Consider the following 10,139-nt stretch of genomic DNA (forward strand, 5'->3'; position numbering starts at 1 on the left):
CTGCGCGGCCCCATCGGCCCCTGCCGGCGACGGCCCGGCGCGGCCGGCGGGCGGCCACGGCAATGCCGCCTTCATCGGTGGCTACGACGCCAACCAGGACGGCCAGGTCACCCGCGCCGAATACGACGCGGTGCGCAAGCAGCGCTTCGCGGCTGCCGACACCAACCGGGACGGCTGGCTCAGCGAAGCCGAATACGTGGCCGAGTTCGAGGGGCGCCTGCAGCAGCAGTACGCCGCCCAGAAGCGCCCGCCCGACGCGGCCCATGCGGCGTCGATCCAGCAGGCCCATGTGCGATTTGGCATCCTGGACAAGAACAAGGATGGCCGCCTGACCGAGGACGAAGAACTCGCCATCGCCGACCGGACCTTCAAAGGCGCGGACACCAACGGCGACGGCGTGGTCAATGCCGCCGACGCCAAGAAGCCTTGAGGCCGCCATCCATGCCTGCCATGCACACCGCCCCTTTCTTGCCGTGGCTGCGGCGCGCCGGCCTGGCGCTGGCCCTGGGCCTTTGCGGCCTGGCCCGCGCCCACACGCCCTACCTGCTGCCCGCAAGCTTCGACATCGAGCCCGGCTCCACCGTCAGCGTGGACGCCGGCTTCACCGAGAAGTTCTTCCTGCCTGACGTGGCGTTCGGCGACACGCGCTTTGCCATCACCACGCCCGATGGCGGCACGCTGCCGTTCGGCGATGTGCGCCAGTTCAAGACGCGCACCGTGGCCGAGCAGAAGCTGCCCGGCGCCCAGGGCACGTACCGGCTCAGCACCGGCCCGCGCCTGGGCGCGATCTTTCGCAGCTGGGAGCACGGCGGCAAGGTCGAGGTGGCACGCGACCCCGCCACGCCGATGCCGCCCGGCGCCAGGCTGCTGAGCCACTACCAGTCGCTATCCATCTCCGAGGCCTATGTGACCGCGGGGCCCCCCACGCGGGCCGCGCTGGCGGGCTCGGGCAAGGGGCTGGAGATCGTGCCCGCCACGCACCCGAGCGATCTGTTCGCCAACGAAGCCTTCGACTTCGCCGTGCAGTTCGACGGCCAGCCGCTGGCCGGGCAGAAAGTGGACCTCTACCGCTCGGCGATGGACCTCGCCAGCCAGCACAGCGCCGAGAGCCTGAAGACCGATGCGCAAGGCCGCATCCACTACGTGCCGCCACAGCCCGGCGTGTACCTGGCCCTGGTGCGCCACCGTGCGCCCGCGCCGCAAGGCGCGGCGGCCCCGATGTACGGCCACAACTACACGCTGACCTTCCGGGTGCTGGCCCCGTAGCGCGCGGTGAGGGGCGTCAGCCCCGCATCAACGCCTCGATCTCGTCCGCCTTCACCGGCACGCCGCGCGTGATCAGCTCGCAGCCGCCGTCGGTGACGATGGCGTCGTCCTCGATGCGGATGCCCAGATGATGGAAGGCCTCGGGCACGCCCGGGGCCGGGCGCACGTACAGGCCCGGCTCGATCGTCAGCACCATGCCGGGCCGCAGGATGCGGCTGGGGCGGTTGGCGATGGTCTCGCCCGAGAGCGGGTCCTTGCGCTCGCTGACCTGCCCGACCTCGGACGGCTCCACGTAGCTGCCGCAGTCGTGCACGTCCATGCCCAGCCAGTGGCCGGTGCGGTGCATGTAGAACTGGAAGTAGGCGCGGCTGTCGATCACGTCCTGCGCCGTGCCCACGGTGTTCCTGTCGAGCAGGCCCAGGTCCAGCATGCCCTGCGCCAGCACGGCCACCGTGGCGTCGTGCGGGTCGTTGAAGCGGGCGCCGGCCTTCGTCGCCGCGATGGCCGCGTCCTGGCTGGCCAGCACCAGGTCGTACAGCGCGCGCTGCGGCCCGGTGAAGCGGCCGTTGGCGGGAAAGGTGCGCGTGATGTCGCTGGCGTAGCCGTCGAGTTCGCAGCCCGCATCGATCAGCACCAGTTCGCCATCGCGCACCAGGGCGGCGTCGGCGCGGTAGTGCAGCACGCAGGCATTGGCGCCGGCGGCGACGATGGAGTTGTAGGCCGGGCACTGCGAGCCGGCTTCGCGGAAGGCATGCAGCAGTTCGGCGTCCAGGTGGTACTCCCGCACGTCCTCGCCCGCGCGCAGCATGCGCGCGCTGCGCTGCATGGCGCGGATGTGGGCCTGGGCGCTGATGGCCGAGGCGCGGCGCATGGTGTCCTGCTCGTGCGCGTCCTTCACCAGCCGCATTTCGTCGAGCAACGTGCACAGGTCGTCCTGCTGCGCCGGGCACAGCGCGCCGTAGCGCACCCGTGCGCGCACTTGGTTCAGCCAGCCCTCCACGCGCGCGGCCAGGCCGGTGTGGATGGCGAATGGGTACCAGACCCGGGTGCGGTTTTCGAGCAGGCGGGGCAGTTGCGACTCCAGCACGGCGGCCGAGTGCGCGGCGTCCACGCCCAGCGTGCCCACGGCGGCCTCGGGGCCCAGGCGGTAGCCGTCCCAGATCTCGCGCTCCAGGTCCTTGGGCTGGCAAAACAGCGTGCTCTGGCCCTGCGCCGTGATCACCAGGCAGGCGCCCGGCTCGGTGAAGCCGGTGAGATAGTAAAAGTAGCTGTCGTGCCGGTACAGGAAGTCGCTGTCGCGGTTGCGCGGGCGCTCCGGGGCGGTGGGCACGATGGCGATGCCGCCTTCGCCGAGCATCGAAGCAAGGCGGGCGCGGCGCTGGGCGTAGAGGGAGTTCTGTGGGCTCATGCAGGCATTCTCAGGGCATCGGCCGGGGGGCATTTGCAATTCCACTGGGCAAATTACATTTCGAATCATTGCAGGCACGCGCCGCCCCGGCGTTGCCCGCAAAGCGTTCGAGAATGGCGGGCTCCCCCTCTCCTGGATCGCGCATGTCCGGTTTCGCCCCGCTGCAGTTCATTTTGACGACCTTCCTGCCGCTGCTGGGCCTGGGGTTGACGGTGGCCCTGCTGGGCTACGGCGCCTATGCCCTGTGGGTCGATGTGCCGCAAAAGCTGGTGCTGTCGCGCCGGGCCCTGCTGGTGCTGTGCGGCGTGGCGCTGCTGTGCAACGCATGGCTGGGGCTGCGCCTGTACCTGTCGCACAGCGAGCGTCAGGAATGGAAGGACGGCGCCGTGCACCGCGCCAGCCGCGAGCGCTTTGCGCTGGCGCAGGATTTCCAGTACGGCGAGTTGCTGATCCCGGCCGGCAGCCTGGTCAACCGCCAGGACCCGTTCGACAAGGGCGAGCCGTCGCGCCCCGTGGCGCTGCATGGGCTGGAAGCGGTGCGGTTTTCGCAGCCGGTGCTGGTGGCTGGGGTGTGGGCCAGCGCGCTGCAGGTCAACCCGCTGCGCGTGGAGCTGGCGCAGGACCAGCGCATCGGCCCGCTCTACCGCTACGACGCGTCCAGCCAGGGCTGGGTGGCCAACAAGCTGGTGCCCGCGCTGGCCTGCAAGAAGGGCCAGATGGCCGTGTTCCAGGTGCCGCACATTCCCTACGACGTGCCGGCGGAGGTGGGCAAGCCGCCACCGGACGGCCCTGCCGCGCGCTTTCTGCCCAGCCAATGGCTGTTCCGCAACTGCGAGGCGGCGCCACCCATTGCCGTGCAGCCCGCAAACGGCGGCACCACACCGGCCCAGTGATCGCAAGGCGCCCAAAAAGGCCGCCCCAAGGCCTCAGCGGTTGAGCTGCGCCAGCCGCTGCGGCGTGCCCACATCGGTCCAGCGGCCGGTGTAGAGCGATGCGGTGACGCGGCCCGCGTCCATGGCCCGGCGCAGCAGCGGTGCCAGCGCGGCGCTGATCCCCGTCGGATTGCCGGCGGGCACATCGCACCAGGGCGCGCCGAACAACTCCGCCCGCAGCAGTGCGAGGGTGCTGTAGGTGTAGCGCGGCGCGGTGCTGTCGGCCGGCAGGTTCAGCGCCAAGCCGGCGTCCGACCGGCCGAAGTCCCCGCGCGGGTGGTGCTCCGGGTTGGGCACCAGCCACAGATGGGCCAGCGCGGTGCTGGCGGCAAAGCGCTGCGCGGCATCGGTCGCGAACACGAAATCGGGCGCGAACACATCGCCCGCCGCCAGCCAGAAGACGGGCCCCAACTGCGGCAGCGCCCGCGCGATGCCGCCGGCGGTCTCCAGCGCACCACCGAAGTCGCGGCCTTCGTGCGAGTATGAAATCGATAGCAGGCTGCCGGCGGATTCATTGCCCTGGAGGCCGAAATGACCCCCAAACCGCTCGCTGATCTGCTCGCCCAGCCACGCCGTGTTGATGACGGCGCGTGGCACGCCCGCCTGGGCCAGCGCACGCAGGTGCCACTCCAGCAGCGGCACGCCCTGCACCGCCAGCAGCGGCTTCGGGCACGCATCGGTCAGCGGGCGCATGCGCTCGCCGCGGCCGGCGGCCAGCACCATGGCGGGAATCTGCGCGCCTCCCTGGACCGGCAATGGGGTCTGCACGGCTGCGTTCATGCCGCAACGCCCTGGGCCACCGCACCGCGCTGCAGCGCATGCCGCTGCGCCCGTGCCGGTTCGAACAAGGCCAGCAGCGCGGCCATCAGCGACTCGGCCTTGGCCGAATGGTCGCCGCCGAAATTGCACACGTACACATCCAGCGTGACCGCGCCCAGTTCGGGCCAGGTGTGCACGCAAAGGTGCGACTCGGCCAGCAGCAGCGTGGCCGTCACGCCGCCCGGCCCCTGCGCGGTGGCCGGGAAGGTGTGGAACAGCTGCCCCACGGCCTGCAGCCCGGCCGCCTGCACGGCGCCAGCGCAGGCGCGGCCCAGCGCGGCAGCATCGGTCAGCCAGTGCGGCGCGCAGCGGCATTGCTGGAGATCGGCGGTGAGGTGCAGGCCTTGCATGGGGCTGCACTGTAGTGCATCGGGCCCCGGGGACGGAGCCCAGGGAGCCGCCCCGGTAAAATGCCGGGTTTTCCCCCCACCGCCCCCTTCCGGAGCCGCCCCTGATGGCCAATTCTCAACAAATGGCGAATGCGATCCGCGCACTCGCAATGGATGCAGTTCAACAGGCCAATTCCGGCCACCCCGGCGCCCCGATGGGCATGGCCGACATGGCCGTCGCGCTGTGGGGCCGCCATCTGCGGCACAACCCCGCCAACCCGCACTGGCTGGACCGCGACCGCTTCGTGCTGTCCAACGGCCACGGCTCCATGCTGCTGTACGCGCTGCTGCACCTCACGGGCTACGACCTGCCCATCCAGGAGCTGAAGAACTTCCGCCAGCTGCACAGCAAGACGGCCGGCCACCCCGAATACGGCATCACGCCCGGCGTCGAGACGACCACCGGCCCCCTGGGCCAGGGCATCACCAACGCCGTGGGCTTCGCGCTGGCCGAGAAGCTGCTCGCCAAGGAATTCAACCGCGACGGCCATGCCGTGGTGGACCACCACACCTACGTCTTCCTGGGCGATGGCTGCCTGATGGAAGGCATCAGCCAGGAAGCGCTGTCGCTGGCAGGCGCCTGGAAGCTCAACAAGCTGATCGCGCTGTATGACGACAACGGCATCAGCATCGACGGCCAGGTCGCCCCCTGGTTCGTGGACGACACCCCGGCCCGCCTGCGCGCCTGCGGCTGGAACGTGATCGGCCCCGTGGACGGCCACGACGTCGAAGCCGTGGCGGCCGCGGTGCAAAGCGCCAAGACCTCCACCGACAAGCCCACGCTCATCGTCTGCAAGACCGCCATCGGCAAGGGCTCGCCCAACCGCGCGAACACCTCCAAGGCCCACGGTGAACCCCTGGGCGCCGACGAGATCACGCTCACGCGCAACGCCATCGGCTGGAGCCACGTGCCCTTCGAGATCCCGGCCGAGGTCTATGCCGACTGGAGCGCCAAGGACACCGGCGCCCAGGCCGAAGCCGAATGGCAGCAGCGCTTCGACGCCTATGCCGCCGCCTTTCCCGAACTGGCCGCCGAATTCACCCGCCGCATGGCCGGCGACCTGCCCAAGCACTTCGCGCAGACCGCCGTGGACACCGTGGTCGGCATGCACACCAAGGGCGAAACCGTGGCCAGCCGCAAGGCCAGCCAGCTGGCCCTGGAAGCCTTCACCGCGCAACTGCCCGAGCTGCTGGGCGGCAGCGCCGACCTGACCGGCTCCAACCTCACCAACACCAAGAGCACGCCGGCCCTGCGCTTCGACGAACACGGCGACGTGCAGCAGGTGGAAGTGAACGTGGGCGCCGAGACGGTGCGCGTCGGCGGGCGCCACATCAACTACGGCGTGCGCGAATTCGGCATGGCCGCGATCATGAACGGCATCGCCCTGCACGGCGGCTTCATCCCCTACGGCGGCACCTTCCTCACGTTCAGCGACTACAGCCGCAACGCCATCCGCATGGCCGCGCTGATGAAGCTTCGCGTGGTGCACGTGTTCACCCACGACTCCATCGGCCTGGGCGAAGACGGCCCGACCCACCAGTCGATCGAGCACGCCGCCAGCCTGCGCCTCATCCCGAACCTGGACGTGTGGCGCCCGAGCGATACGACCGAAACCGCCGTCGCCTGGAGCGTGGCCCTGTCCAACCGCACCCAGCCCACGGCCCTGCTGCTGTCGCGCCAGAACATCGCCTATGCCCCCAAGCGCGACCTGGGCGACATCAGCCGCGGCGCGTACGTGCTGTCCGAGCCGGCCGACGTGGGCATCAAGAAGAAGGCCCAGGCCGTCATCATCGCCACGGGTTCGGAAGTGCAACTGGCGCTCAAGGCGCAGCAACTGCTGGCCACGCGCAAGATCGCCGTGCGCGTGGTGTCCATGCCCAGCACGACGACCTTCGACCGCGAAGACACCAAGTACAAGCAATCCGTGCTGCCCGCCGGCATCCCCCGCATCGCGGTGGAGATGGGCGTGACCGACGGCTGGTGGAAATACGGCTGCGCCGCCGTGGTCGGCATCGACACCTTCGGCGAATCGGCCCCGGCGCCGGTGCTGTTCAAGCACTTCGGCTTCACGGAAGAGAACGTGGCCGATACGGTGCAGGCGGTGCTGCGCAAACGTTGATCGATCCAACCCTGCGCGATGGGGGATTCTGCCGACCTGCTCCAGATTGGCAGAAAACTCCCGCCGCGCTTGAAAACATCAGGAACCACCTGCCGGAATGAAGAGCGCGTCCAGAGCTACCAAAATCATGGCTGCCGTTGCAGGTGGCCTGCTGCTTTGCGGCGCGGCTGGGCTTTTCATGGCGGGTGCATTGTTCGAGTCCAGCGGGGTGGATCGAGGTTCTTTCGTGTACCGCCTTGGCGCGCCCGAATACCTTCGATCGGTGGAGATTCTGGACGAATGCCAAAAACCGAGATACCGCTGGAAGGGCCGTGACGGCGAGAGCAGCCCTTATTCGTCAGTCACCTACGGCAGTCTGAAGAGCTCGGCTGATTTAGTGCAATCGTATCGAAGCGCTTTCGATAAAAAATCATGCAAAGTGAAAGACGAAATCCAGAGCGTGGGCAACAAAAAATCATTTGGCGCTCGTTTGCGCGCAGCAGGATTTCTTATCGGTTGACCTATTCATCACCGACGCAGGCGGTTGCAAAGAAGTCACTCTCGATTTCCTGGAAAACTATTAATCCGCTGGAGACGAATGAGCAAGCGCAAAGATATTGTGGACGGGAGCGAAGCCGCGGCGAAAGCCTATGGCCTCGTATACACCTGCCATCTGGGCTGGCTGGATCTGGGCCATATGGATCCCAAATCCACCCGTGCGCACACGGGAGCTTCCGCGCTTTGGAAAGAAATCAACGCGGGAGGTCCGGATGTGCGGCACTGCATGGGCACCCTTCGGCAGATCTGCACGCTGCCGGCGCTTTCGAATGTCTATCCTGCGGCGAAATTTCCCGACCAGTCTTCCACTGGCTTCAAGCTGACGTACAAGCAGGACATGGGCAAGCGCGTGTTCGGCGCCAACCTGTCGACAGGCGTATCGCGGGAATACATCGTTCGCCACCACCTGTCCACCGACGAAAAGAAATCCGTAGCATTGGCGATCTTCATGGAAGTCAGCCTGGAATTCGAAAATTACCAGGAATACTTTCCCAAATTCATCACGGACAGCGGGTTCAGCCAGGAAGACCTGGTTTCCAACCTGATCGGCTTTCACATCGCGGTCGGCACCGTGACCAAATCGCAGGTGATCGCCATGGCCAAACCCGTCTCCAAAGCCACGGCTTTGGCCATCTGGGATCGCAACGGGGCCGTGGGCGCCAACAAGAACAGGGGCTTCAAGCCCATGCTCAGCCCGGACACCTCGGCGATGACCGACACGGCGTGCATCAACGAGTGCGGCGGCCTGACGCCCCGGGTGCCCGATTTTCTGAAAAGCATTCTCCCGGCGAGAAAGGGCGAGCTTTTCATGAACAACGTACTGGGTAGCTCTTGAGGTTCATTCAAGGGCTTTTTATCAATCTTTTCTTTTTACTGAGGATAGTTCCATGACGATCAAGATTGGCATCAATGGCTTCGGCCGCATCGGCCGCATGGTGTTCCGCGCCGCCGTGCAGAACTTCTCCGACATCGAGGTCGTCGGCATCAACGACCTGCTGGAGCCCGACTACCTGGCGTACATGCTCCAGTACGACTCGGTGCATGGCCGCTTCAAGGGCACCATCGCGGTGGAGGGGAACACCCTGGTCGTCAACGGCAAGAAGATCCGCCTCACGCAGGAACGCGACCCGGCGCAGCTCAAGTGGAACGAGGTCGGCGCGGACGTCGTGATCGAGGCCACGGGCCTGTTCCTGACCAAGGAAACGGCGCAAAAGCACATCGACGCGGGCGCGAAGAAGGTCATCCTGTCGGCACCGTCCAAGGACGACACGCCGATGTTCGTGCATGGCGTGAACTGCAATTCCTACGCCGGCCAGCCCATCATCTCCAACGCCTCGTGCACCACCAACTGCCTGGCCCCCGTGGCCAAGGTGCTGAACGACAAGTGGGGCATCAAGCGCGGCCTGATGACCACCGTGCACGCCGCCACCGCGACGCAAAAGACCGTGGACGGCCCGTCCAACAAGGACTGGCGCGGTGGCCGCGGCATCCTGGAAAACATCATCCCCAGTTCCACCGGCGCCGCCAAGGCCGTGGGCGTGGTGATCCCGGCGCTCAACAAGAAGCTGACCGGCATGTCGTTCCGCGTGCCCACCTCCGACGTGTCGGTGGTGGACCTGACCGTCGAGCTGGAAAAGCCCGCTACGTACGCCGAGATCTGCGCTGAAATGAAGTCGCAGTCGGAAGGCGCGCTCAAGGGCATCCTGGGCTACACCGAAGACAAGGTGGTGGCGACCGACTTCCGCGGCGAGAGCTGCACCAGCGTGTTCGATGCCGATGCCGGCATCGCCCTCGACGACACCTTCGTGAAGATCGTGTCCTGGTACGACAACGAATGGGGCTACTCCAACAAGTGCCTGGACATGGTGCGCGTGGTGTCTTCCCGCTGAGACAGCAGCGCCCGCTCGCCGGACCATCGGAACGCGCCTTCGGGCGCGTTTTTCTTTGGGCGAATGGTTTGTGCCGCCATTGGCCGCTTCGCCTCCGCCCATCGGCATGAATGTGAATGGCATCCGCAGGAACGCGCTCGCAACCGTTGCTTTCGGATGCATTGCTCACGTTTCGTCGGACATTGCCCACGCGGCCTGCTGCGATGGGCCTACGCCGGGCGGCAAGCCCAGCCCGAACAATCGGAACCCTGTCGCCAGGGGCTCCCGTCACCGGGACCCGCCCCAAAGCGCCATTCCATCCCTGTCCGGAGAAAAACACCATGCCGACCTTCACCTTGATCCGAACTGCCACTGCCGTGCTGGCGCTGGGCGCGCTTGCCGCCTGCTCCTCCACCCCCAAGCCCACCGAGCAGATGGCCGTGAGCCGCACTGCCGTGGACCGCGCGACCACCGCGCCCAAGGTGGCCGCCAACGCCCCCGTGGAACTGCAGAGCGCCCGTGACAAGTGGACCCAGGCCCAGCAGGCCCTGGACAGCAAGGACTACACGCGGGCGCGCCGCCTGGCCGCCGAAGCGGAAGCCGACGCCCGCGTGGCCGAGACGAAGGCCGAAGCCACGGACAACGCCGCCACGCTGCAGCAGGTCAAGACCAGCATCCAGTCGCTGCAGGACGAAATCACCCGCCGCGCGCCGCCCGTCCCCGGTGCCATGCCGCCGCCCCCTCCCGCGCCAGTGCCCATGGCCGCCCCCATGCCAGCACCCATGCCCGGTGCCATGCCT

Annotated in this window: 11 protein-coding genes; 8 read left to right on the forward strand and 3 right to left on the reverse strand. The window is 67.5% G+C overall.

Annotation, left to right across the window (positions count from 1 at the left end):
- A partial coding sequence (locus AC27KI_RS14100; RefSeq protein WP_487114364.1) for an EF-hand domain-containing protein occupies positions 1-430 on the forward strand: 430 nt, incomplete at its 5' end.
- A gap of 20 nt (positions 431-450) precedes the next feature.
- The gene (locus AC27KI_RS14105) at positions 451-1,266 is read left to right on the forward strand and encodes a DUF4198 domain-containing protein (protein ID WP_487114366.1); all 816 of its coding nucleotides are present in this window, start codon (positions 451-453) and stop codon (positions 1,264-1,266) included.
- A gap of 16 nt (positions 1,267-1,282) precedes the next feature.
- On the opposite strand, the gene AC27KI_RS14110 is transcribed toward AC27KI_RS14105, so the two are convergent.
- The gene (locus AC27KI_RS14110) at positions 1,283-2,674 is read right to left on the reverse strand and encodes an aminopeptidase P N-terminal domain-containing protein (protein ID WP_487114368.1); all 1,392 of its coding nucleotides are present in this window, start codon (positions 2,672-2,674) and stop codon (positions 1,283-1,285) included.
- 143 nt (positions 2,675-2,817) lie between these two features.
- Between AC27KI_RS14110 and AC27KI_RS14115 the strand changes: the two genes are divergently transcribed.
- Entirely contained in the window at positions 2,818-3,567 is a 750-nt protein-coding gene (locus tag AC27KI_RS14115; RefSeq protein ID WP_487114370.1) for a hypothetical protein, read from the forward strand.
- Positions 3,568-3,600: 33 nt separating this feature from the next.
- On the opposite strand, the gene AC27KI_RS14120 is transcribed toward AC27KI_RS14115, so the two are convergent.
- Together AC27KI_RS14120 and speD are read right to left on the reverse strand one after the other, a co-directional pair.
- Positions 3,601-4,386: a nucleotidyltransferase family protein gene (locus tag AC27KI_RS14120; RefSeq protein ID WP_487114372.1), complete on the reverse strand. Its 786-nt coding sequence runs from the start codon at positions 4,384-4,386 to the stop codon at positions 3,601-3,603.
- Positions 4,383-4,775 (reverse strand): adenosylmethionine decarboxylase, encoded by a 393-nt coding sequence (speD, locus tag AC27KI_RS14125; protein WP_284407352.1) that lies wholly within the window; start codon positions 4,773-4,775, stop codon positions 4,383-4,385. The genes AC27KI_RS14120 and speD overlap by 4 nt, the downstream gene beginning before the upstream one ends.
- Positions 4,776-4,879: 104 nt before the next feature.
- Here speD and tkt point away from each other — a divergent pair, with 104 nt between their 5' ends.
- The 5 genes from tkt to AC27KI_RS14150 form a co-directional block, all read left to right on the forward strand.
- On the forward strand, positions 4,880-6,934 hold the full coding sequence (gene tkt, locus AC27KI_RS14130) for a transketolase (protein ID WP_487114374.1): 2,055 nt from the start codon (positions 4,880-4,882) through the stop codon (positions 6,932-6,934).
- Between the two features lie 97 nt (positions 6,935-7,031).
- Positions 7,032-7,433, forward strand: coding sequence for a hypothetical protein (locus AC27KI_RS14135; RefSeq protein ID WP_487114376.1), 402 nt, complete (start codon positions 7,032-7,034; stop codon positions 7,431-7,433).
- Between the two features lie 78 nt (positions 7,434-7,511).
- Entirely contained in the window at positions 7,512-8,306 is a 795-nt protein-coding gene (locus AC27KI_RS14140; protein WP_487089231.1) for a hypothetical protein, read from the forward strand.
- A gap of 52 nt (positions 8,307-8,358) precedes the next feature.
- The gene (gene gap, locus AC27KI_RS14145; protein ID WP_272550521.1) at positions 8,359-9,360 is read left to right on the forward strand and encodes a type I glyceraldehyde-3-phosphate dehydrogenase; all 1,002 of its coding nucleotides are present in this window, start codon (positions 8,359-8,361) and stop codon (positions 9,358-9,360) included.
- A 320-nt stretch (positions 9,361-9,680) separates the two neighbouring features.
- Positions 9,681-10,139, forward strand: a 459-nt coding sequence (locus AC27KI_RS14150; protein WP_487114378.1) for a DUF4398 domain-containing protein, incomplete at its 3' end; no start/stop codon positions are given.

It is taken from the genome of Acidovorax sp. KPB24-03, assembly GCF_057546605.1.

Coding starts and splice junctions, on each gene's coding strand:
- AC27KI_RS14115 (WP_487114370.1), top strand. CDS start 2,818: ATGTCCGGTTTCGCCCCGCTGCAGTTCATTTTGACGACCTTCCTGCCG.
- AC27KI_RS14140 (WP_487089231.1), top strand. CDS start 7,512: ATGAGCAAGCGCAAAGATATTGTGGACGGGAGCGAAGCCGCGGCGAAA.
- AC27KI_RS14110 (WP_487114368.1), bottom strand. CDS start 2,674: ATGAGCCCACAGAACTCCCTCTACGCCCAGCGCCGCGCCCGCCTTGCT.
- AC27KI_RS14120 (WP_487114372.1), bottom strand. CDS start 4,386: ATGAACGCAGCCGTGCAGACCCCATTGCCGGTCCAGGGAGGCGCGCAG.
- AC27KI_RS14135 (WP_487114376.1), top strand. CDS start 7,032: ATGAAGAGCGCGTCCAGAGCTACCAAAATCATGGCTGCCGTTGCAGGT.
- AC27KI_RS14105 (WP_487114366.1), top strand. CDS start 451: ATGCACACCGCCCCTTTCTTGCCGTGGCTGCGGCGCGCCGGCCTGGCG.
- speD (WP_284407352.1), bottom strand. CDS start 4,775: ATGCAAGGCCTGCACCTCACCGCCGATCTCCAGCAATGCCGCTGCGCG.
- gap (WP_272550521.1), top strand. CDS start 8,359: ATGACGATCAAGATTGGCATCAATGGCTTCGGCCGCATCGGCCGCATG.
- tkt (WP_487114374.1), top strand. CDS start 4,880: ATGGCCAATTCTCAACAAATGGCGAATGCGATCCGCGCACTCGCAATG.